This window comes from Ciceribacter sichuanensis (assembly GCF_024055605.1).
In the GTDB taxonomy this organism is placed as follows: domain Bacteria; phylum Pseudomonadota; class Alphaproteobacteria; order Rhizobiales; family Rhizobiaceae; genus Allorhizobium; species Allorhizobium sichuanense.
This window is the reverse complement of record NZ_JAMXLX010000001.1, coordinates 1,052,865-1,074,031: the sequence shown is the minus strand read 5'-3', so window position 1 is coordinate 1,074,031 and position 21,167 is coordinate 1,052,865. Positions and strand designations below refer to the sequence as shown.

Below are 21,167 nucleotides of genomic sequence, written 5' to 3'. Positions count from 1 at the left end.
GACAATGGCCCACCATCAGAAGGAAACACCTCATGACGACCATCACGTTCACTGCCATGCCGAGCGATCAGGCGGCGTCCTACCGCTGCGGGGAAGCGGATGCCTATGGCCTCGCGCCCGAGAGACGCATGACATCCGGCACCGGCTATCCCTGCCGCCACTGCCTTTCGGACATCGGCGACGGCAAGCCGTACCTGACGCTAGCCTATCGTCCCTTCCCGGCTCTTCAGCCCTACGCCGAAACGGGTCCGATCTTCATGCATGCGGAGGAATGCCCCCGCTATGTCGGGGAGGATGTACCGCCGATCCTCAAAAGCAGTCCGGATTACATCCTGCGCGGCTATGGTCATGACGACCGCATCGTTTACGGCACCGGCGCCGTCACCCTGCGCGAAAACGTCGAGTCGCGCGCGGCCGAACTCCTGGCACGACCGGATATCGCCTATGTGCATGTCCGCTCTGCCCGCAATAATTGTTACCAGTGCCGGATCGACCGCGCCTGACCGAACATGAAAAAGGGCCGGCCGATGGGAGAGCCGGCCCTTTCGGCCACGGCCACGCCGAAGAAGCGGACCTGACATCGCGCTTGCCGTGGCACCGGTTTCTCAGGCGGCGTTCAGCGCCAATTCGGGTGCCTGCAGGTCATATCCCAGCGCCTCCGCAACAGGACCATTGGTGACCCTGCCACGGTGGACGTTAAGACCATTGCGCAGATGCCGATCCTCGGCGATTGCCCGCCCCCCCCTATCCGCAAGCGCCAGACCATGCACCAGCGTGGCATTGTTGAGTGCATGGGCCGAGGTCACCGGAACGGCGCCCGGCATGTTGGCGACGCAGTAATGCACGATGCCATCGACCTCATAGGTCGGATCGGAATGGGTGGTGGCGTGGGAGGTCTCGAAGCAACCACCCTGATCGATCGCCACATCGACGATGACCGCTCCCTTCTTCATGCCGGAAAGCATTTCGCGGGTGACGAGTTTCGGCGCGGCCGCACCGGGGATCAGCACCGCGCCGATGACGAGGTCAGCCGAGAAGACTTCCTGTTCCAGCGCATCGATGGTCGAATAGACGGTGTGTATACGACCGGCGAAGAGTTCGTCGAGCTGGCGCAGACGCGGCAGTGAGCGATCGATGATGCTCACGTCCGCGCCAAGCCCCGCCGCCATGCGTGCGGCATGCAAGCCGACCACGCCGCCCCCGATCACGGTCACCTTGGCCGGAAGGACGCCCGGAACGCCGCCAAGCAGAATGCCACGGCCGCCATTCGCCTTCTGCAGAGCCGTCGCCCCCGCCTGTATCGCAAGGCGTCCCGCCACTTCAGACATGGGTGCCAGCAACGGAAGCCCACCACGATCGTCGGTGACGGTCTCATAAGCGATGGCGGTCACGCCGCTTGCCAGGAGGCCCTTCGTCTGCTCCGGATCGGGAGCCAGATGCAGGTAGGTGTAGAGGATCTGGCCATCACGCAACTGCACCCATTCGGAGGGCTGTGGTTCCTTGACCTTGACGATCATGTCGGACTTTTCGAACACGTCCTTCGCGCTCGCGGCAATCCTTGCGCCGGCAGCCATGTAGGCCCCGTCGTCCGCGCCGATCCCGGCCCCCGCGCCTGTTTCGACAAGCACATCGTGGCCGTGAGCCACATATTCGCGTACAGCGCCGGGCGTCAGTCCGACGCGATATTCATGGTTCTTGATTTCCTTGGGACAGCCTACGCGCATGGGTTCCTCTCTTCTCGCCGACCTCGAGCCGGTCTCTGGTTGAAAGCGGGAAATTGAACCACCGAATGCGCGGAATGTCCTTGCAAAATGGAATTGCCAAAACCGCACCATTCGCAGAAAATTGCGTTTTTCTGAGAAAACTTCGAAAGATCCACGAATGGGTGAACTCGACAGCATCGATCTTGCCATTCTGAAGGCGCTTCAGCAGAACGGCCGCATGACCAATGCCGAACTGGCAGAAAAGGTGGGCCTCAGTCCGTCGGCCTGCTCAAGGCGGCACGATATTCTCGAAAAGACCGGCGTCATCAGCGGCTACTATGCCCGGCTGTCGCACAGGGCGATCGAGTACAAGATGATGGTAATCGTCCACATTTCGCTCTCCGGACAGTTCGCCAAGACACTCAGCGAATTCGAGGCAGCGGTGAAACGCTGTCCGAACGTTCTGGTCTGTTACCTGATGTCTGGCGAATACGACTATATCCTCAGGGTCGCGGCCAAGGATCTCGAGGATTATGAGCGGATCCATCGCGACTGGCTCTCCGCGCTGCCGCATGTGGTCAAGATCAACTCCAGCTTTGCCCTTCGGGAAGTCATGGAGCGGCCCAATGTCGGCCTATGACGGGCGGAAAATCCGAAATCCGTTGTATTTTAGCGATCACATTTAATCAGCATCTACGCCTGGTTGCCATAATGCCCCGAAATCGCACACCATGGGGTAGCTATGGAACACAGACTGCAAATAGAGGGACGCAAGACGACCCGTAGCCGCGTCCGCATGAAGGGCAGAATCAGGCATCTCAACCAGGAAACCGACGGGCGTATCTACAATATCTCGCGCACGGGTATCGGGATTGAGTTGCTTGGGCAGTTGCATGTCGCAAGGGGCAGCAACGTCATTATCCAGACGGACGACATCGGCCTGATCGAAGGCACCGTGCGCTGGGCCTATGGCGGCTATCTCGGCATTCAGATCAACCAAAGTTCCAATTCCCTGGCGCAGATGTCGGCGTATTTCCGCAATTACCATCAGGAAGTGCGGCCTGTTCTCGTTCGTTGAGAAAAGGGGTGCCCTCCTCCGATCCGGCAGGATCACACGTTTAATCTCCAAAGCGCGGGCGGCCCTTCGGCCATCCGCGCTTCCGTCATGAAAAATCCTCACCGTGGTCATCATATCCCTGTCATTTTCGGGATGCACTTCTCGAAAAACAGACATACTCTCCCGGCCCGAGAGGATATTCATGAAGGAGCCCGCCATGCCATCTTTGATCGACCTCCATCCGATCTCCCGCCGCTCGTTCATTGGTGGCTTCGCAGCAACGACTGCGCTGATCGCGCTGCACCCCTTTGCGGCCCGCGCCAACGGCAACCAGGCTCACCTTCGCCTGATGGAAACCACCGATATCCACGTCAACGTGATGCCGTATGACTATTATGCGGACAAGCCGAACGACACGATGGGCCTGGCGCGCACGGCAACCTTGATTGATTCGATCCGGGCGGAAGCGGGCAACTCCATCCTGGTCGATAACGGCGACCTCCTTCAGGGCAATCCGATGGGCGATTACATGGCCTACAGGAAAGGCATGAAGGCTGGCGACCTTCATCCGGTTATCAAGGCAATGAATGTGCTCGGTTACGACTGTGGCACCGTAGGCAACCACGAGTTCAACTACGGCCTCGACTTCATGTTCAACACGCTGGCCGGCGCGAACTTCCCGATCGTGTGCGCAAACTTCACCAAGGGCCAGCTCGCCAGCGATCCGAAGCAGGACGAGCTACACTTCAAGCCCTATGTGATCCTCGAAAAATCGATCAAAGACGGAGCCGGCCAGATGAGCCCCATCAAGGTCGGCTTCATCGGCTTCGTACCGCCGCAAATCATGGTGTGGGACGCCAAGAATCTCGAAGGCAAGGGCCAGACACGCGATATCGTCGAGGCGGCTCGAGCATGGGTACCCGTCATGAAGGAGGAAGGCGCCGATATCGTGATTGCGCTTTCCCATTCCGGCATCGACGGCCATGGCCAATCCGATCGTATGGAAAATGCCTCGCTTTATCTCGCAGGCGTCGAAGGTATCGATGCCGTCTTTACCGGACACCAGCATCTGGTCTTTCCGGGACCGAAGGATTTTGTCGATGTGCCGGGTGCCGACCCGGTGAAGGGCTCGCTACTCGGCAAACCTGCTGTCATGGCCGGCTTCTGGGGCTCGCATATGGGCCTTATCGACCTGCTCCTGGAAAAGGACGGCAATGGCTGGAAGATCCTGGACTTCACCTCCGAAGCCCGGCCGATCTATCATCGTGACGAGAGCCGCAAGATCGTCGCCAATGTGGCCGACAAGCCCGAAGTGGTGGCAAGCGTCGCCGCCGAACATCAGGCCACACTGGAATATGTCCGTACCCCGGTCGGCAAGACCTCGGCACCGCTCTATTCCTATTTCGCCCTGGTGGCCGACGATCCGTCGGTACAGATCGTCTCGAACGCGCAGACCTGGTATGTCAGGAACCTGCTGAAGGAAGGCGAATTTAAGGATCTGCCTCTCCTCTCGGCCGCCGCCCCTTTCAAGGCTGGCGGACGCGGTGGTGCGGACTACTATACCGACGTTGCCGCAGGCGATATCGCCATCAAGAACGTCGCCGACCTCTATCTCTATCCGAACACCGTACAGGCGGTGAAGATCACCGGCGAGCAGGTGAAGAACTGGCTGGAAATGTCGGCCGGGATCTTCAACCAGCTCAAGCCCGGCGAGAAGGATCAGCCGCTCATCAATCCGGACTTCCCATCCTATAATTACGACGTTATCGACGGCGTTACCTACCAGATCGACCTGTCGAAGCCCGCACGTTTCGACAAGGACGGCAAGCCGGTCCATCCGGAAGCAAGCCGCATCGTCAACCTGATGTTCGACGGCAAGCCTATCGATCCTGGTCAGGAATTTGTTGTCGCCACCAACAACTACCGCGCGGGCGGCGGCGGCAAGTTCCCGGAAATCGCCGCCGACAAGGTCATCCTCGTCGCGCCCGACACCAACCGCGACGTTATCGTCCGCTACATCGTCGATCAGGGCACGATCAATCCGGCCGCCGATGGCAACTGGGCCTTCGCGCCGATGGAAGGGACGACGGCGATCTTCGAGACCGGTCCGAGGGGCCGCGATTACGCTGGTGCAGTGAAGGGTGCGAAAATCGAGGATGCCGGCAACGGGGCCGAAGGCTTCGCCAAGTTCCGTCTCATTCTCTGAAGCGTGTCGCGATCTTTCAGATTCGCTTTTTGCGCTTTAAGTTTTTGTTTGATCGCACGTCGTTGCTGCAAAACCACTGCACACTTTAGCGCGACAGGCACTAGAGCGCCGTGCGTCCATTTGGACGCACGGCGCTCTAACATCTTGAATCTACGCATCGGCCTGAAAGTCGATCAGACCGCTTCGCGCAACACAGCCGGAGCGGTTCTTTTCATTCTCGCTGCCGCCGGATCGTCGTCACTGGTGATATGCGCGATGGCATCCGTCATGTTGTCGGGGCAGTTCGACAGGCGTTCGGCCATGCGATCGACAAGCCAGCGACCGGCCGGCCCCGGCGGCGTGGCAACGCGCCAGAGAGCTGCCAACGGATATTCGAACTGCTCGTAGGGTTCGACATCCAGCCGGACGAGACGTCCGTCCTTGATATCGTCCCGCACCATGGCGAGAGGCACCCCACCCCATCCGAGGCCGGCGAGCACCAGCCTGTGCTTGGTGGTCATGTCACTGACGTGCCATCTGCGCCGGGAAATGATGTTGAAGCCCCGATCGTCGAGCGGCCGGGCGCTATCGGTCACGACGATCTGCACGTCGTCAACAACATCGGCGAAGCTCAGCCGCCGTCCCAGCGCCGCCAAACGATGCTGCGGAGCGGCGACTGGAACGATAAAGGAATGGCCGATCTTCCGCTCGACGACACCGCCGCTGGCCTCCTTGGCCGCGCCGCCGATGGCAATGTCCGCGTTCCCCTCGTCAACCATTCTCGCGACGAAGAAGGGGGAGCCGACCGTCAGGTGCAGCGGCACCGTGGGGAAAGTCTGCTGGAAAAGCGTCAACACCTCCATAACCGTGAAGTCCGGCACCATGACGCTGACGGCCACCGATAATTTCGGCTCCAGCCCTTCTGTCAGAGCCTTGGTACGTGCCCTCAGACCATCGAGATCGGCGATAATGCGCTTGGCATCCTCCAGCACTGCCTGCCCCGCCTCGGTCAACGTCGGCTGCCGCGCGCCGCTACGCTCGAACAGCGAGAGCTGCAGTTGGGCCTCCAGATTGCCGATCGTGTAGCTAATGACGGACTGAGCCCGGTTCAGACGTCGCGCTGCGGCGGAGAAACTGCCGGTTTCTGCAATGGCAACAAAGACCTGCAGCTGATCGAGTGTGGGATTGGGCAACATGCTTCTATCCAAATTATCGATTGAGAGGATCGATATTATCACAGTTTTTTCGATTGGTCGCAGAACTTATCTGTCTTGTACCGCAAAGGTCTCCTCCCTGGACCTGCGGAGACCAATTCCAGATCAAGAGGTAAGACCATGTCCTCCATTCTTCTCGTCCGCGGCAGCACCCGTGGTGACGATTCTCTCTCCACCAAGATCGCCCTGCAGCTTGTCGAAGAACTGCAGAAGAAGGCCCCCGGCTCCACTGTCGTGGACCGTGACCTTTCCGCAAATCCCCTGCCGCACATCGGCAGCGACTTCTCCTCGGCAATCCGTCTTGCCCCGGCAGATCGCACGCCCGCTCAGGCCGAAGTCATCGCCGTCTCCGACGCAGCGGTTGACGAACTGCTGGCTGCCGACACGATCGTTCTCTCCAGCGGCTTCATCAACTTCGGCATCTCCTCGATCCTGAAGTCCTGGGTCGATCACATCGCCCGCGCCGGTCGCACCTTCAACTACACCGAGAACGGCCCGGTCGGCCTCTTGAAGGGCAAGAAGGCTTACCTCGTGATTGCTTCCGGCGGCATCTACTCCGGCGACGCAGCCGCTCTGGACTTCGCTGAGCCCTATCTCCGCCGTGTCCTGAACTTCATTGGCATCACCGACATCGAGGCGATCCGCATCGAAGGCGTTGCATACGGTCCGGAAGCTGCGGAGAAGGCAATCGGCGCCGCTCAGGCTCGCGCCCAGGAACTGGCCAAGGCTGCCTAAACCTCTGCGATCGGCCGGCCCACGATCCGGTTCCGGCCGTCGCTCTTGGCCTGATAAAGCCGCTCGTCTGCCGATGACAGCAGACCGTTGAAACTGCCGCCGTCCTCCGGGGCGGCAGCAATGCCGAGACTGATGGTCACGGCCTCGCCAGTGGGATTGATGACCCCGTTGCGGATGGCCGCGCACAGACAATCCCCAAGCGTCATGGCGTCCGCATAACTCGTGCGCGGGCACATCACCACGAACTCCTCGCCGCCGAAGCGGAAGAGATGGTCCTGCGACCTTATTGTGGACTGAAGACAGCCAGCAATCTCCTTCAACAATTGATCGCCGCGCAGGTGGCCGAACCGGTCATTGATCGACTTGAAATGGTCGACGTCGATAATCATCAGGCTTGCCGGCGCATCCGCCTTCAACGACTCACGCAGAAGACGCGGAGCCTCGATCTCCATGCGGCTGCGGTCGAACACCCCGGTCAATACGTCACGTCCCGTCCGGGACAACAGGTCTTCGTAGCGTTCGCGGAACGTCAGATCGCTGAAGACATCCCGGATCGGACGCCGGGAATGCATGGCTCCGCCGCCACGCAGCATCCAGTGGTAAAGTGCAAACATGACCGAATACAGGACGACCGACACCATCTTCGCCCGCCAACCGCCCCAGAACACGTCCAGAGGCGTATCGAACAGATAGTTCAGAAGCGCGAAGAATCCGACCTGGTCGAAGGTCAGGACCAGTGCGCCCGAGAGCCAGAACCGTGCGAGAGGAAGACGTGGCATCAACCGGCCAAGCCGTTCGTACAGGAGGATGATGCCGATCGAATCGAGATAGAGCAGCGTCGTGCCCCAGACCATCAGCAGGCCCATTTCCCGCAGGAAAGTCATATCCGCGGCCTGAGCAGCGGTGGGCTCGACCGTCTGGTGCAGCAGCAGAAGCTGCGCCATGGCAACCGTCACCAGATTGCCCAGGAAGAGCCCGTAGATCGGCTGGCGGACGGTGGACGCATCCTCCTTGATGTAGAGCATCAGGATCAGCATCAGCTTGCCGGCGAAAAAGACCGAGGATCCCGGCGAGACGACACCGAAGGGAAGCTCGATGTAGAAGACAGCGGCGAGATAAGTCTCGACGAAATGCATGACGCCAAGTGCGGTCAGGAACACCCCAAGGCCGATACGATGCCGGAAATGAAGGAGCGCCGTCATCAGGACAAAATAGAGAACCGCTTCGCTGACAAACAAGGCCAGGTTCCACGTCTGCATGCTGGATGTCCCTCAGTTCAGGCAGCAGGTCGCCGCCGTGCTTTCGCATTATCAGGCTTCGCCGTCATTCGAAAGGAGACGCCGGGTTTATCCGGTGCACCGGGCCAACATCTTTTTGCCGTTGCAGTATCCGGCCTTTAACGCATCAGGGCGCGTTGGGTTGCGGGCGTCTCAACCGAGCCGTGAATTTCCGCAGCGAGACCGGCCACGACCTCCGCCGGCACCGTAAGCGCGATCTTGTCGAGCGGCTGCGGCCGGCCGAGCAGGTAGCCCTGCAATTCGTCACACCCGGATCGCGCGAGGAACTGCGCCTGTTCAAGCGTCTCGACACCTTCGGCGACGACGGTCATGCCAAGCCGTCCGCCAAGATCGATGATCGAGTGAACAATCGCCTCGGCGCTGGCCTCCTCTCCGAGATTGGCCACGAAACCGCGGTCGATCTTGATCGTGTCAAAGGGATAGCGGCTGAGATAGGACAGCGAAGAATAGCCGGTGCCGAAATCGTCGAGCGCGATCGCGTAGCCGCTCGTCTTGAGCTCGTTGAGAATCTTCAAGGCGCGCTTGTCATCGTCGATCAGCACGCTCTCGGTGATCTCGAGTTCCAACCGTTTCGTTTCGATGCCGGCCCGGCGCACGATTTCGTCCAGGCGACGGCGAAAGTCGGTGTGACGAAACTGGATCGCGCTGACATTGATGGAAAGTCTGCGAACGTTCTCCTCAAGGGAGAGCATGCGGCAAGCCTCGCGAATAACCCACTCGCCCAACGCGATGATCTTGCCGGACGCTTCGGCAACCGGAATGAAATCGACAGGGCTGACGATACCGCGGTCCGGATGGTGCCAACGCAGCAGAGCCTCGTAGGACGTGATTTCCGCGGAAACCACATCGACACGCGGCTGCAGGAAAAGCTCGAACTCACCCTTTGCGATGCCGGCATCGAGATCCACTTCCAGGGCACGGCGCTTCTCGATCAGCGTATTCATGCCAGGCTTGAAGATCTGGAACGTGTTCCGACCTGAATTCTTGGCGTGGTAAAGCGCCACGTCCGCGCGACCGACCAGTTCCTCGACCGTTTCAGCGTGATCGGGGCACATGGCCGCGCCAACGCTGACACCGCACTTGATGAGATCGCCGGCCCCTACTTCGAAGGGCTTCCGGAACGACTGCGCCAACCGGCCGCAGAAATCCTCCACCTGAGCCTGAAAATTGATTCGGGACAGGATGATGGCGAACTCGTCGCCACCGAGCCGAGCGGCCACGTCGTGACGCCCCAGTATCCGCTGGAGCCGCTCCGCCGTTTCGCGGATCACGGCATCGCCAGCGGGGTGGCCGTGGATGTCGTTGATATCCTTGAAGTGGTCGAGGTCGATCATCACTACGGCGCATCCGCCCAGACGCCTGATGTCCTTTACGCTGTCAGCAAGCCTCTGGTTGAACAGGGCGCGGTTCGGAAGAGAGGTCAGCGGATCGTGCTGCGCGAGGTACCGAATCTGGTTCTCGACGCGCTTGCGCTCGCGAAGATCGACGAGGCAGCCGATGCGCATCGGCCTGCCGCGATAGACGATCTCGCGTCCCTTCGCCTCGACCGGTACGATTTCGCCATCGTCGCGCAGCAGGTCGATCTCCATGTCGAATCCGCCTTCGGCGCTTGTCATCGCATCGATCTCGGATTGATCCGCCGCAGCAAGGAAACTCCTGATCGGCCGGCCAATCAGTTCCGAAAGAGGAATGCCGATCAACTCCGCCAGCTGGTCGTTGCCGTCGACGATGATCCCGTCGTCGTAGATGACGATGGCCTCGAAGGTGGCGTTGGCGAGTGCCGTGACACGTTCCGCCTCTTCGTGGTCACGCTTCAGCGAGCGTTCCTCCTCGCGCGCCTTCTCCTCGATCTGGATGTTGTCCATCAGCCGATTGAAGAGCGCGGTCAGCTTTTCGGCCTCGTCTCCGGCTTCTACCGGCAGCCTACGGCTCAGGTCCGCCGTGCCCGACAAGAGATCCGACAATGCCTGCTCCACATGGCCGACACCTAGCCGGCTGCCGTGTTCGGCAACGTTCAAGCCTATTTCCTCGACTTCGCCGGAGACGCGGATACCCAACGTCTTGTCCAGTATCTTGAAGAAAATCCAGCCGAGGCCGAACGCCCAATAGAAATTCAATGCCGAGCCGAATGCCTGCACATAGAGTTGCTCGAAGCGTCCGCCAGCGGGCAAGCGGTCAACCGGAGCCAGCAGCGCCAAAGCGAGCGTGCCGGCAACACCGGCAAAGCCGTGCACGCCGATAGCACCCACGGCGTCATCGACCTTGAGCTTCCGCTCCAGGAAATCGTTGGCGAACATCGCCACCGCGGCCCCGAGAGCGCCGACGATGAGAGCGCCACCGGGTTCGAGCACATGGCAGCCGGCCGTCACAGCGACCAGTCCGCCCAGCATCCCACAGAGCGACTTCTCCGGCAGAACGACCCGATCCTGCATATAGCCGAGCACATAGCCGACGCAGCAGGCAATGCCGCCGGCGAGCACCGTATTGAGGATGATCGGAGCCACGTCCGCATTGGCCGAAAGCGTGGAACCGCCGTTGAAGCCGATCCAGCCGAAGAACAGGACAAGGGCGCCTGTCGTCGACAGAACGGGACTGTGGCCTGCGATCCGGACCGGTCTTCCCTCGCTATCATAGCGTCCCTGCCGCGGGCCGATGACGACGCAGGCAGCAAGCGATATCCAGCCGCCCGTCGCATGAACCACCGTGGAGCCGGCAAAATCGACGAAACCGAGATTGGCTAGAAAGGCGCCGGAATTTGGACCCAGCGCCGTACCCCACGCCCAGTGCACAAAGAGCGGATAGATCAGCGCCGAAAGGAAGATAGAGCCGAAAACATAAGCCGCAAGCTTCATGCGCTCGGCAACGGCACCCGAGACGATGGTTGCGGCCGTGCCGCAGAACATCACCTGAAAGACGAAGAACGCAGCTTCCCAGCTATCGAGTTTCTGCAGAAAGAAGAAATCGCTATCGAAGCCAATCGGGAGCCATCCGGAAGCACCAAAGGCAAACATGAAGCCAACGGCAGCGAAGGCGACGGCCCCGAAAACGAAATCCAGAAGGTTTTTCTGCGCGACATTGATCGAATTCTTGGAACGCACCATTCCGGCTTCAAGAAGGAGGAAGCCGACCTGCATCATCATGACCATACCGGCAGCGGCCATCAGCCATGCAAGATCGGCTGCCGGAGAGGCCACATCGCCTGCTGTTGATGCGGCAATGCCCTTGGCCGGTGCTGCAAGGGCAGCGATTGCCAGCGCCACAAGCCGGAGAAACGGGTGAACAATAGATAAAAATCGCAAGGTGCGAACCGATTCAACAAGATATTGATCGGTCAATACAAGCGGTAATCATTTAAGATTACGTGTTCGTGACGGGTGGTTTTTTGCGATGCGGGAAGACCGTGATGCGCTACGCGGTCGCAACTGCAGACCGACGCCCGTCAGACGTTGCGTGACTTCTCGCCGTCGGAAAACAGGGAGGCACCGTTCTGGTCGATGATCTGGCGCGCCTTGCGGAAGGTGCATTCGAGCGCATCATCGAGCGAGGTGAAGATGTCGGCCCGGATGAAAGTGCGTTCCAGTGCCTCGCCGTTCACCTGCTTTTCGATCTTTCCGGCCAGCCGATACTGACTGCCCTCGCGGATCGGCGCTGCGTGGATCAGACAATCCTGATAGGCCTGAGGCTCGGCAGCCGGCGCGGACGGTGCGGCTCCCTTGGAGCCACCGGTGAAAACGGACAGGATGTTCGAAAGAAAGGAAGCCATGGCGATTGGCTACCACATAGAGTGACAGAGAAAAAGTCCCGAGCCGTCCGGAAAGACCGGAAATTGCGGAAGGTCCATCAAAGGGCGATACAAGCGACAAGATGGCCCGTCTCTCCACAGGGCCCGTCTCTCCACAGGGACTGACATCGTCTTGTCTTTCCAACAGGACAGGCTAGGCTTTCAACCGAACCACGGAGCAGAGCCGGGCCGTCCATGCCGAGCCCATTCGCGCTGATCGCCCGCCATCGCGCCGGGCCTTGTCCGCATTTCGATCCGGCGGCCATCGGGGTCGATCCGGATGAATACCTGGCTTTGTCCGAGGCCAGGTATGCAGATATCAGGTCCCACGCATTCAAGCAGATCGTCTGGGCAGACCCAAACGGTAAGACGCGGAGCCCCATCTCGATCATCTACATCCACGGCTTCTCCGCCACGGCCGGCGAGCTGCGCCCCCTGCCCGATCTGGTCGCGACCTCACTCGGCGCAAATCTCTTCTTTACCCGGCTCACGGGTCATGGACGTTCGGGCGACGCCATGGCCGAAGCCAGCGTGGAGGAATGGCTTGAGGACTATGCGGAAGCGCTTGCGATCGGCGAACGGCTCGGCGAGAAAGTCGTGGTAATGGCCTGCTCGACCGGCGCCTCACTTGCCACCTACGCGATGTCGCTGCCGCAGTTTTCCGGCCGCGTCGCTGCCGCGGTCTTTCTGTCACCGAACTACGGCATCGCCAATCGCGGCGCATTCCTGCTGACGTTTCCCTTCGCCCGCAATATCGCCCGTCTGGTCCTTGGCTCCCACCGGCAGTTCGAGCCGACAAACGCCGCCCACGCAACGCTCTGGACGACGGCCTATCCAGTCGAAGCCCTTTTGCCGATGGCGCGGCTTGTTAAGCTTGCTGCCCGTTGTCCGGTAGAAAGCATTGCAACACCAGCGTTTTTCATCCAGTCGCCGTCCGACAGAATCGTTCGCTTTGACAAGACTGTCGCCGTTTCAAACCGCTGGGGCGGGGCCCATCGGCTGCTCGATCCCGGCCCCATCGGCGATCCCGAGCGGCATGTCGTTGCCGGCGACGCGTTGTCACCCGAAACGACAAGAGCCCTGGCCCGGGTGATCGTCGACTGGCTGAAAGAACTGCCCTCGCTCAGATGATCAGGTTGGCGAGGATTTCGTTCTCGGTGATATCCTCGTAGCCGAGGCCCGCCGCTTCGAAGCGGCTCGCCAGTTCGGCAAAGTTCTCCCGCCGGCTCGTTTCGATGCCTATCAGGATCGAACCGAAATTACGGGCGGATTTCTTCAGGTATTCGAAGCGGGCGATATCATCGTCCGGCCCCAGCAGGTTGAGGAAATCGCGAAGCGCGCCCGGGCGCTGCGGCAGGCGAAGGATGAAGTATTTCTTCAGCCCCGCATATCGCATCGCGCGTTCCTTGACGTCGGGGAGACGCTCGAAATCGAAATTGCCGCCGGAGACGACCGCAACCACCGTCTTGCCCTCGATTCGCTCGCGCGGAAGGAGATCCAGTGCGGCAATCGACAGAGCGCCTGCCGGTTCCAGAACCACCCCCTCGACGTTGAGCATGTCGCTCATCGTCACGCAGATGGCATTCTCCGGTACGATCACCACCTGCTCGGGGGGAAAGCCCTTGAGGGCGGCGAAATTCAGGTCGCCAATCCGGGCGACAGCTGCGCCATCGACGAAATTGTCGACCTTGGGCAGCGTCACGATCTTTCCGGCCTCGAGGCTCTTTCGGAGGCTCGGCGCACCGGCCGGCTCGCAGAAGAGGAAGGAATCCCGGCCAAGGCGATCCGCCAGATAGCCTGTAACGCCGGCGGACAGGCCACCGCCGCCAACCGGAACGATGACGAGATCAGGCGCAACATCCTCAGGCAACTGCTCCGCGATCTCGGCCGCCACCGTCGCCTGCCCCTCAATGATATCCTCGTGGTCAAAGGGCGGCACCATATAGCCACCGATCACCTCGACATGTTCGCGGGCCGCCGCATAGCACTGGTCGAAGATATCGCCGAACAGGCGGATGGTGATGAACTCGCCACCGAACACGCGGGTCTTGTCGATCTTCTGCTGCGGTGTGGTGACCGGCATGAAGACGATTCCCGGCACACCGAAATGTCTGCAGACGAAGGCAAAACCCTGGGCGTGATTGCCGGCGGAGGCGCAGACGAAGGTTTTGCCCTCGGCGCCATCGGCCACGATCTTGCGCAGGAAATTGAAGGCGCCACGGATCTTGTAGGATCGCACAGGCGTCAGATCCTCGCGTTTCAAGTAGACATTTGCGCCGTAACGGGCGCTCAGATGCTCGTTGAACTGCAGCGGCGTGGCGGGGAACAGGCCCCGCATGGCTTCCAGCGCTGCCTCGACGTCCTTGTGCGTCACTTTTTCCATCCGTTGAATTTTCGGGTCGGTGTCGCTATGGCATAGACAGGCGGCGGAGACAAAGCCTGTTTGCGCACGACCTCGAAAACCGGGTTCTCATCCTTGAACGCCAACACCCTCCGAGCCGTTGTCTACATCGCCTCCCTTTGCGGTCTCTATCTTTCTATCGCAATGCTGGTTCCGGCGATGGTCGACCTTTATTACGGCCATCCGGACTGGCGTGTCTTCACGACCTGCGCCTTCATGGTCGGGGGAGTGTCCCTGCTTGCCGCCATGGCGACACGCGGTGCGCCGCCGATGTTCACGAAACGGCTCGGCTTCCTGCTGGTCAATGTGCTCTGGGCCGTATTCTCGCTGGCCGGCGCAGTACCTTTCATGTTTTCCGACGCCGACCTCAGCTTTGCCCAGGCCCTGTTCGAATCGATTTCCGGCATCACCACCACCGGTTCGACAGTGATCGTCGGGCTTGATTCGATGCCACCCGGCCTCTTGATGTGGCGATCGCTGCTGGCATGGCTCGGCGGTATAGGCATCGTGGCTCTCGGACTGTTCGTTCTCCCCTTCCTGCGCGTCGGCGGCATGTCCTTCTTCAAGATGGAATCCTCCGACACCAGCGACAAGCCATTCGCCCGGCTCGCCACCTTCACCCGTGCCTTCATCGCCATCTATGTCGGCATCACGCTGGCCTGCGCCATCAGCTACGCCCTTGCTGGAATGAGCCGCTTCGACGCAATCAACCACGCATTTTCTACCGTCGCCACCGCCGGTTTTTCGACCCACGATGCCTCTTTCGACTATTTCAAAAGCAACGCCGTCTTGTGGGTGTCGACCTTCTTCATGACAATATCGAGCCTGCCATTCTCGATCCTGATCGTGCTGGCGGTTCGTGGTCGCCTGGATGCGTTGCGCGATCCGCAGATCGGCGTCTTTCTGGGGTATGTCATCGCCTTTTCATTGTCTGCGGCGATCTACAACCACCTGCGGAACGGCGAACCTTTCCCTGACGCCCTGACACACGCTTTCTTCAACTTCTCGTCCATCCTGTCCACCACCGGTTTCTCCAGCCAGGATTATCTGGGATGGGGACCGTTCACCGTCATGGCCGCGTTTTTCGCCACCTTCATCGGCGGCTGCTCGGGGTCCACGGCCGGCGGCATCAAGGCCTACCGCTTTGTCATCCTGTTCAACATCCTTGGTACAGGCCTGAAGAAGCTGATCTACCCCAACGCCGTCTATTCGGTGCGTTACGGCAGCCAGACGGTCGATGCCGAGACACAGCGCACCGTCTTCCTGTTTTTCAGTGCCTACATCTTTCTCTGGGTGCTCGGCAGCATGGCTATGGCCGCTCTGGGTTATGACATGATGACATCGACTTCCGCCGTCATCACGGCACTCTCGAATGTCGGTCCGGGCGTCAGCCCGCAGATAGGCCCGGTCGGAAATTTCTCGAGCTTCAACGACCCCGAACTTTATGTCATGTCGATCATGATGCTGCTCGGACGTCTGGAAATCCTCACAGTGCTTGTGCTGCTGATGCCAATTTTCTGGCGCAACTGATGAAAGAGCCAGCCCTGCCGGCTTGACGGCGCGCCGCTTTCTTCCAGACTTGACGCGGGTGACTCGCAGGCGGGGATGTCGTGCATATGAGGAAAATCACAAGTTACGGGCTGAAACTGGCTGCACTTGCAATCTCGGCCGCTTTCCTGACTTCGGAAGCGTCCGCCGGAATGCTTGCGACAGCCGCGGCGGAGGCCGAGAAAAAGGCCGACAGGAGCGATTTCGTCGGCGCATTCGAAGCCATGCGCGACGCCTTCGCCGATTTTGGCGGCCTCCTGCCCCTCACCGTAGGCAAGGCGGTCTTCGTGACCGAAAGGCCGAAGGGCTACGGCGCCTACAAGCCGAGAAAGGAACCGGTCTTCGAACCCGGAGAACCGCTGATCACCTATGTGGAACTCATCGGTCTCAATTGGCAGAGGCAGGATGACGGGTTGCAGCATTCGAACTTCACGGTCGATTTCGAACTGATCGACAGCAAGGGCGAAATACTGGCCAGCCAGAAGAATTTCGGCACATTCTCGTTTGCCGGCTATGCGAGAAACCAGGAGATGTACACCCACCTCACCCTCGATATCGATGGTGCGGCCCCGGGCGCCTATCGTCTGCGCTACACGGTCAACGACACGCTCGGCCAGAAAACCACCAGCGTCGAACAGCCCTTCACTGTCGTCGCCCACCGCTGAGCAAGCCTCGCCCTGCACAATTGACGCGAAATCATGTGCTCGGGGCGCAAACAGGGGCGTCCCGGCCGAACACATTCAAGAACAGCAGCCCTTGACCGAATCCGCCAAGTGCTGGACATAGAAGCCCGCGCGGACGTGGCGAAACTGGTAGACGCAAGAGACTTAAAATCTCTCAGCCTTTGGCTATACGGGTTCGACCCCCGTCGTCCGCACCAATTGATGAATGTCATCCGGCGTTTTCGGACACCAACCGCCTCATCAGGGACGAGCACCGTTCAGGTGCAGTCCGCGCCAGTCGCACGATGAGATCCGGGGTCAGGCCGCGTTTACCGCATCGAAGGAAACACCGAGTTCCTTGGCATTGCGCCAGCACGCCCTGCAGGGGCGGATGCTGCCGTCCTCGAATCTCAGATTGAATTCGTCCGGTATGCCGGCCGTGGTTTCCATCACCAGCTTTGCTCCGCCCTCGGAGAGATTGCGGACCATGCAGTCGAAGGTGGAATACCCGCCCGGCAGAATGATGCGCGCCGCCTTCAGGGCCCGCGACCTTGGTTGAGCTCTGCGTTCATTCATGGCCGTTCATCCTGTCCTCTCTGACAGAATTCAGCGCCGCAAGTGCCTAATTTTTCGTTTCAAAAACCATAAAACAGTGACCGAAGTCACAAAAAAGGCGGAGGAAAATCCTCCGCCCTATCATTGATCAAGTATCGAAAGCCGATCAGGCGAGCTTTGCAGCAAGCTTGGCGACGTGCGCGCCCTGGAACTTGGCGGCTTCCAGTTCGACTTCCGAAGGCTGGCGCGAGCCGTCGCCGTCCGTGATCGTCGATGCGCCGTAAGGCGAGCCACCCTTGACGGCATCAACGCCCATCTGGCCCTGGAAGGCATAAGGCAGGCCGGCAACAACCATACCGTGGTGCAGCAGGGTCGGGATGAAGCCGAGAATGGTGGATTCCTGACCGCCGTGCTGAGTTGCGGACGAGGTGAAAACCGAACCTACCTTGCCGACCAGCTTGCCGGTGAACCACAGACCGCCGGTCTGGTCCCAGAAGTTGCGCATCTGCGAAGCGACCGTGCCGAAGCGGGTGCCAGCGCCGACGATGATGGCGTCGTAGTTTTCCAGTTCCGCCGGGGTTGCGATCTCGGCCTTCTGGTCGAGCTTGAAATGGGAGCTCTTGGCGACTTCTTCCGGAACCAGTTCGGGAACGCGCTTGACGGTGACTTCGGCACCAGCCGACTTTGCACCTTCGGCCACGGCATAGGCCATGGTTTCGATGTGACCATACGAAGAGTAGTAGAGTACGAGTACCTTTGCCATTGGCTTGCTTTCCTTTGCTGGGATTGCCGGTTGAGGTTGGCCGCTGAGCAGCCGTTTCAGGAAGTCGAAGATCATGTCAGATGTTCCGTCGTGATCGATGACGGGAATTTATAGCAGCCATCTGTCGTTCACCAGATGACGACACTGAGACGGAGTGTTCAATCCCGGTGAACGATTTATCCTTGCATTTGCCTTACCGACATACTTCCGCACGCGAACGACGGAACAATGCCCTTGCTTCCGAGAGAGACGGGACTAGGTTCTGCACACGACGCAATATCGGGATCCCTCACCTCCATGACACAAGCCACCATCAAGACGGCCGCCATGCTTGCCATCGGCGACGAACTGCTTTCGGGCCGCACCAAGGACAAGAATATCGGCCACCTTGCCGACATGCTGACGGTTGCCGGCATCGACCTCAAGGAGGTGCGTATCGTCGGAGACGAGGAGGAGGCAATCGTTGCCGCGCTTGATGCGCTGCGCAGCCGCTACGATTACGTTTTCACCTCGGGCGGCATAGGTCCGACCCATGACGACATCACCGCCGACGCCGTATCGGCGGCTTTCGGGGTGCCGTGCGAGCACGATGCCGATGCGATGCGCCTGCTTGGTGCGATGTATGAACGTCGCGGCATGGAATTCACCGAGGCCCGTCAACGCATGGCCCGCATGCCGCGCGGTGCGCGTCACATTCCCAATCCGGTCTCCACCGCACCGGGCTTCGTCATCGGCAACGTGCATGTGATGGCCGGCGTTCCCCAGGTCTTCCAGGCCATGCTGGACAATGTGATCTCCACCCTTCCCGCCGGTGCGAAGGTGATTTCCCGTTCCATCGCCTGCCCGTTCGGCGAGGGCGATATCGGGACGCTTTTGGCCGGCGTGCAGAAGGCGCATCCGGATACCTCGATCGGCTCCTACCCGCAGTTCGATGGCCAGCGCTTTTCGACCGAACTCGTGGTGCGCGCCCGCGATGCGGCAGCCGTCGATGCGGCGGCCGTCGCTATCGAGGCGATGATCGCGGCGATCTCCGCGGAGAAGGATGCCGCTCGAGCCAAGGACCTTGGTACCGGGGAACTGGCCTGAGCCGGCTCTCTATTGACCGAAGTCAAGGAAGGGACCAGTCTCCGGCGGCAATATGTTGAAGCGGGACCGATTTGAACACCGCCGAGGAGACCACCATGGGTTACAAGACACTTCTTGCCGTTCTCGATTTGCAGAAGGACGCGCAGCAAATCACTGATTTTTCCATTTCCCTTGCAGAACAGTTCGGAGCCCATGTCGTCGGGCTGCATGCAGAGGCGCTCGCGGCCGTTCCGCTGGTCGCGCCGATGGAAATCCCGGATCCCGCGACCGTTCAGGCGCTGCAGGACATGGCCCACAAGGAGACGGTGGAGGTGGAGAAAGTCTTCCGCTCCACCGCCGAGCGGAACGGCACCTCTCATGAATGGCGCAGCTTCGTCTCTTCCGCGGGATATAGCGCCGCGTCGCTCATCGACAGCGCCCGAACGGTCGATCTGGTTGTTGCTGGCCAGGGCGAAAGTGGTCTGCTTTCGGAAAGCCGCGCCGATCTTGAAAACTTCCTGTTCGAAAGCGGACGTCCGGTCCTTCTGGTTCCCTATATCCTCAAGCAGCCGAAGCCGATCAAACGCGTACTGATCGCCTGGAACGGTTCGCGAGAAGCGGCACGCGCCACCTTCGACGCCCTGCCCTTCCTCAAGGCGGCCGAAGCGGTCGAGGTGTTTTCCGTCGATCCTCCGGAAACGTCGATGCAGTCGGCTGAGATGGCGGGTGCCGAAATCGCGGCCACGCTGGCGCGCCATGGCGTCAATGTCACCGTCGTCCGCCAGGAATCGGACAATATTCCTGCCTCTGCCGCCATCGAGAACCGCCTCTCCGACAGCTCCATCGACCTGCTGGTCATGGGTGCCTACAGCCACAAGCGCTGGTGGGAAACCCTGTTCGGCGGCGTGACCCGCACCGTGCTCGATTCGATGACGGCGCTGACGCTCCTTTCGCGATAAGGCTGGAGAGGGCCGAGAAGCCCTTGCCTTCGGCCCCGAAATGCCGCTAATAGCAGCGGCCAGAGACCTGACCCCTTTGTGGGCGACACTCGCGCGGCTTGTCCGCGCGTTTGCCGTTTTTGGCAATGACGCGTCGATGACGACGTGCAGCTCCGCAACGGACCGGTCTTCAAAAAGGATGCCGGCCGGCCGGCGAATACGAAACCCTCGCCCTTGCGGAGCTTTTAGTCTGATGTCCCTGCCCGATAAAGCCTTTCCCGTCTCCTGGGATCAGTTCCACCGCGATGCGCGCGCTCTTGCCTGGCGGCTGGCAAGCCTCAATCAGGAATTCCGTGGTATCGTCTGTATCACCCGCGGCGGTCTCGTACCGGCGGCGATCATTTCGCGCGAACTCAATATCCGCCTGATCGATACCGTGTGCATCGCCACCCGCCACGATTACGTCAATCAGGGCGAAACGCAGCTCCTGAAGGGCATCACGCCCGAGCTTGCCACGGACGGTGGCGCCGGCGTGCTCGTGGTTGACGACCTTACCGACACGGGCAAGACGGCACTGGAAGTGCGCGAAATGCTGCCGAAGGCACACTTTGCCTGCGTCTACGCAAAGCCGAAGGGCGTCCCCACCATCGATACCTTCGTCACCGAGGTTTCGCAGGACACCTGGATCTACTTCCCCTGGGACATGGGCTTCACCTATCAGGAGCCGATCGCCAAGGGCAGCAAGGGCTGATTCTTCCAGTCCCACACTGACGCTGGAAGCCCGCCGGATGGCGGGCTTTTTCGCGTTTCGACCCAATGTGTCCCTTCACCCGCATCAGCCTGCCCCTTCTCCGTCGGATCCGGCAGCTGCCACGGACATGTCCTCGCGGAGTGCGGCCCAGGTCAGCAATGAGTCGAGCGCGGGGCACAGCGCCTGCCCCCATTCCGTCAGGCAATATTCCACCTTCGGCGGCACCTGATGGTGAACGATGCGCCGCACGATGCCGTCATTTTCCAGCTGCCGGAGCTGCTGAATGAGCATCTTCTGAGAGACACCAGGAATTGCCCGCTCCAGATCGGAAAAGCGAAGAACCCGGCCGCCGAAAAGATGGAACAGGATCACAAGTTTCCATCGGCCTTCGAGAAATTTCAAAGCCTTTTCGACACCTTCCGCCGCAGTATCCCTCGTATATCCGTGTTCCTTACCTTTAGGTGAGTACCTTACTTTTTCGTGCGTTCTTGTCATTTTTTCAGGATAGAGC

At 60.2% G+C, this 21,167-nt stretch carries 20 protein-coding genes and 1 tRNA gene; 12 read left to right on the top strand and 9 right to left on the bottom strand.

All coding sequences use genetic code 11. The features are described from left to right. Nucleotides 1-32: 32 nt before the first annotated feature. Nucleotides 33-503, top strand: a complete 471-nt coding sequence (locus NBH21_RS05280; protein ID WP_250914552.1) for a DUF1203 domain-containing protein — start codon at nt 33-35, stop codon at nt 501-503. A gap of 102 nt (nt 504-605) precedes the next feature. On the opposite strand, the gene ald is transcribed toward NBH21_RS05280, so the two are convergent. Continuing rightward, nucleotides 606-1,724, bottom strand: a complete 1,119-nt coding sequence (gene ald, locus NBH21_RS05275; protein ID WP_250914551.1) for an alanine dehydrogenase — start codon at nt 1,722-1,724, stop codon at nt 606-608. 157 nt (nt 1,725-1,881) lie between these two features. On the opposite strand from ald, the gene NBH21_RS05270 reads away from it, so the two are divergent. The 3 genes from NBH21_RS05270 (at nt 1,882) to NBH21_RS05260 (ending at nt 4,966) form a co-directional block, all read left to right on the top strand. Next, nucleotides 1,882-2,343 carry an Lrp/AsnC family transcriptional regulator gene (locus tag NBH21_RS05270; RefSeq protein ID WP_250914550.1) on the top strand — a complete coding sequence of 154 codons (462 nt, stop codon included), beginning with the start codon at nt 1,882-1,884 and terminating at the stop codon, nt 2,341-2,343. Nucleotides 2,344-2,445: 102 nt separating this feature from the next. Continuing rightward, a complete protein-coding gene (locus NBH21_RS05265; protein ID WP_250914549.1) occupies nt 2,446-2,781 on the top strand; it encodes a PilZ domain-containing protein in 336 nt (111 codons plus the stop codon). Nucleotides 2,782-2,977: 196 nt separating this feature from the next. Continuing rightward, the gene (locus tag NBH21_RS05260; protein ID WP_250914548.1) at nt 2,978-4,966 is read left to right on the top strand and encodes a bifunctional 2',3'-cyclic-nucleotide 2'-phosphodiesterase/3'-nucleotidase; all 1,989 of its coding nucleotides are present in this window, start codon (nt 2,978-2,980) and stop codon (nt 4,964-4,966) included. Between the two features lie 173 nt (nt 4,967-5,139). Here the strand turns inward: NBH21_RS05260 and NBH21_RS05255 are convergent, their stop codons facing one another. Continuing rightward, nucleotides 5,140-6,141, bottom strand: a complete 1,002-nt coding sequence (locus NBH21_RS05255) for a LysR family transcriptional regulator (protein WP_250914547.1) — start codon at nt 6,139-6,141, stop codon at nt 5,140-5,142. Nucleotides 6,142-6,279: 138 nt separating this feature from the next. Here NBH21_RS05255 and NBH21_RS05250 point away from each other — a divergent pair, with 138 nt between their 5' ends. Beyond that, complete coding sequence (locus tag NBH21_RS05250; RefSeq protein WP_250914546.1) at nt 6,280-6,894, top strand: FMN-dependent NADH-azoreductase; 615 nt, start codon at nt 6,280-6,282, stop codon at nt 6,892-6,894. On the opposite strand, the gene NBH21_RS05245 is transcribed toward NBH21_RS05250, so the two are convergent. From NBH21_RS05245 to NBH21_RS05235, 3 genes are all read right to left on the bottom strand, one after another. Beyond that, nucleotides 6,891-8,153: a GGDEF domain-containing protein gene (locus NBH21_RS05245; protein ID WP_250914545.1), complete on the bottom strand. Its 1,263-nt coding sequence runs from the start codon at nt 8,151-8,153 to the stop codon at nt 6,891-6,893. The two genes, NBH21_RS05250 and NBH21_RS05245, sit on opposite strands and share 4 nt — an antisense overlap. A 137-nt stretch (nt 8,154-8,290) precedes the next feature. Continuing rightward, nucleotides 8,291-11,491 (bottom strand): ammonium transporter, encoded by a 3,201-nt coding sequence (gene amt, locus NBH21_RS05240; protein WP_250914544.1) that lies wholly within the window; start codon nt 11,489-11,491, stop codon nt 8,291-8,293. A gap of 140 nt (nt 11,492-11,631) precedes the next feature. Further along, on the bottom strand, nt 11,632-11,955 hold the full coding sequence (locus tag NBH21_RS05235; protein ID WP_250914543.1) for an HlyU family transcriptional regulator: 324 nt from the start codon (nt 11,953-11,955) through the stop codon (nt 11,632-11,634). Between the two features lie 213 nt (nt 11,956-12,168). Here NBH21_RS05235 and NBH21_RS05230 point away from each other — a divergent pair, with 213 nt between their 5' ends. Next, nucleotides 12,169-13,104: an alpha/beta hydrolase gene (locus NBH21_RS05230; RefSeq protein WP_250914542.1), complete on the top strand. Its 936-nt coding sequence runs from the start codon at nt 12,169-12,171 to the stop codon at nt 13,102-13,104. On the opposite strand, the gene ilvA is transcribed toward NBH21_RS05230, so the two are convergent. After that, nucleotides 13,097-14,347 (bottom strand): threonine ammonia-lyase, encoded by a 1,251-nt coding sequence (ilvA, locus tag NBH21_RS05225; protein ID WP_250914541.1) that lies wholly within the window; start codon nt 14,345-14,347, stop codon nt 13,097-13,099. The genes NBH21_RS05230 and ilvA overlap by 8 nt on opposite strands. A gap of 102 nt (nt 14,348-14,449) precedes the next feature. Here ilvA and NBH21_RS05220 point away from each other — a divergent pair, with 102 nt between their 5' ends. The 3 genes from NBH21_RS05220 (at nt 14,450) to NBH21_RS05210 (ending at nt 16,802) form a co-directional block, all read left to right on the top strand. Then, entirely contained in the window at nt 14,450-15,904 is a 1,455-nt protein-coding gene (locus tag NBH21_RS05220) for a TrkH family potassium uptake protein (protein WP_250914540.1), read from the top strand. A gap of 86 nt (nt 15,905-15,990) precedes the next feature. Then, nucleotides 15,991-16,587 carry a hypothetical protein gene (locus NBH21_RS05215; RefSeq protein ID WP_250914539.1) on the top strand — a complete coding sequence of 199 codons (597 nt, stop codon included), beginning with the start codon at nt 15,991-15,993 and terminating at the stop codon, nt 16,585-16,587. A 129-nt stretch (nt 16,588-16,716) separates the two neighbouring features. Continuing rightward, nucleotides 16,717-16,802: transfer RNA gene (locus NBH21_RS05210), tRNA-Leu, on the top strand. Between the two features lie 100 nt (nt 16,803-16,902). Here NBH21_RS05210 and NBH21_RS05205 read toward each other — a convergent pair. Continuing rightward, on the bottom strand, nt 16,903-17,160 hold the full coding sequence (locus NBH21_RS05205; RefSeq protein WP_250914538.1) for a PilZ domain-containing protein: 258 nt from the start codon (nt 17,158-17,160) through the stop codon (nt 16,903-16,905). Between the two features lie 145 nt (nt 17,161-17,305). Continuing rightward, the gene (wrbA, locus tag NBH21_RS05200; RefSeq protein ID WP_163905048.1) at nt 17,306-17,902 is read right to left on the bottom strand and encodes an NAD(P)H:quinone oxidoreductase type IV; all 597 of its coding nucleotides are present in this window, start codon (nt 17,900-17,902) and stop codon (nt 17,306-17,308) included. Between the two features lie 297 nt (nt 17,903-18,199). Between wrbA and NBH21_RS05195 the strand changes: the two genes are divergently transcribed. The 3 genes from NBH21_RS05195 to gpt all read left to right on the top strand — a co-directional run bounded on the left by NBH21_RS05195 (nt 18,200) and on the right by gpt (nt 20,656). Next, a complete protein-coding gene (locus tag NBH21_RS05195) occupies nt 18,200-18,988 on the top strand; it encodes a competence/damage-inducible protein A (protein WP_250914537.1) in 789 nt (262 codons plus the stop codon). A 95-nt stretch (nt 18,989-19,083) separates the two neighbouring features. Further along, nucleotides 19,084-19,926 carry a universal stress protein gene (locus NBH21_RS05190; RefSeq protein ID WP_250914536.1) on the top strand — a complete coding sequence of 281 codons (843 nt, stop codon included), beginning with the start codon at nt 19,084-19,086 and terminating at the stop codon, nt 19,924-19,926. A 232-nt stretch (nt 19,927-20,158) separates the two neighbouring features. Continuing rightward, nucleotides 20,159-20,656, top strand: a complete 498-nt coding sequence (gene gpt / locus NBH21_RS05185; protein ID WP_250914535.1) for a xanthine phosphoribosyltransferase — start codon at nt 20,159-20,161, stop codon at nt 20,654-20,656. 84 nt (nt 20,657-20,740) lie between these two features. On the opposite strand, the gene NBH21_RS05180 is transcribed toward gpt, so the two are convergent. Continuing rightward, nucleotides 20,741-21,151, bottom strand: coding sequence for a winged helix-turn-helix transcriptional regulator (locus NBH21_RS05180; RefSeq protein WP_250914534.1), 411 nt, complete (start codon nt 21,149-21,151; stop codon nt 20,741-20,743). Nucleotides 21,152-21,167 lie beyond the last annotated feature (16 nt).

What these genes read in the sequence shown, in the direction of transcription:
- NBH21_RS05250 (WP_250914546.1), top strand. Translation starts at nt 6,280, where the DNA reads ATGTCCTCCATTCTTCTCGTCCGCGGCAGCACCCGTGGTGACGATTCT.
- NBH21_RS05265 (WP_250914549.1), top strand. Translation starts at nt 2,446, where the DNA reads ATGGAACACAGACTGCAAATAGAGGGACGCAAGACGACCCGTAGCCGC.
- wrbA (WP_163905048.1), bottom strand. Translation starts at nt 17,902, where the DNA reads ATGGCAAAGGTACTCGTACTCTACTACTCTTCGTATGGTCACATCGAA.
- NBH21_RS05245 (WP_250914545.1), bottom strand. Translation starts at nt 8,153, where the DNA reads ATGCAGACGTGGAACCTGGCCTTGTTTGTCAGCGAAGCGGTTCTCTAT.
- NBH21_RS05255 (WP_250914547.1), bottom strand. Translation starts at nt 6,141, where the DNA reads ATGTTGCCCAATCCCACACTCGATCAGCTGCAGGTCTTTGTTGCCATT.
- NBH21_RS05195 (WP_250914537.1), top strand. Translation starts at nt 18,200, where the DNA reads ATGACACAAGCCACCATCAAGACGGCCGCCATGCTTGCCATCGGCGAC.
- NBH21_RS05280 (WP_250914552.1), top strand. Translation starts at nt 33, where the DNA reads ATGACGACCATCACGTTCACTGCCATGCCGAGCGATCAGGCGGCGTCC.
- NBH21_RS05205 (WP_250914538.1), bottom strand. Translation starts at nt 17,160, where the DNA reads ATGAATGAACGCAGAGCTCAACCAAGGTCGCGGGCCCTGAAGGCGGCG.
- NBH21_RS05230 (WP_250914542.1), top strand. Translation starts at nt 12,169, where the DNA reads ATGCCGAGCCCATTCGCGCTGATCGCCCGCCATCGCGCCGGGCCTTGT.
- NBH21_RS05180 (WP_250914534.1), bottom strand. Translation starts at nt 21,151, where the DNA reads ATGACAAGAACGCACGAAAAAGTAAGGTACTCACCTAAAGGTAAGGAA.
- NBH21_RS05270 (WP_250914550.1), top strand. Translation starts at nt 1,882, where the DNA reads ATGGGTGAACTCGACAGCATCGATCTTGCCATTCTGAAGGCGCTTCAG.
- NBH21_RS05235 (WP_250914543.1), bottom strand. Translation starts at nt 11,955, where the DNA reads ATGGCTTCCTTTCTTTCGAACATCCTGTCCGTTTTCACCGGTGGCTCC.
- NBH21_RS05190 (WP_250914536.1), top strand. Translation starts at nt 19,084, where the DNA reads ATGGGTTACAAGACACTTCTTGCCGTTCTCGATTTGCAGAAGGACGCG.
- NBH21_RS05260 (WP_250914548.1), top strand. Translation starts at nt 2,978, where the DNA reads ATGCCATCTTTGATCGACCTCCATCCGATCTCCCGCCGCTCGTTCATT.
- NBH21_RS05215 (WP_250914539.1), top strand. Translation starts at nt 15,991, where the DNA reads ATGAGGAAAATCACAAGTTACGGGCTGAAACTGGCTGCACTTGCAATC.
- gpt (WP_250914535.1), top strand. Translation starts at nt 20,159, where the DNA reads ATGTCCCTGCCCGATAAAGCCTTTCCCGTCTCCTGGGATCAGTTCCAC.
- ald (WP_250914551.1), bottom strand. Translation starts at nt 1,724, where the DNA reads ATGCGCGTAGGCTGTCCCAAGGAAATCAAGAACCATGAATATCGCGTC.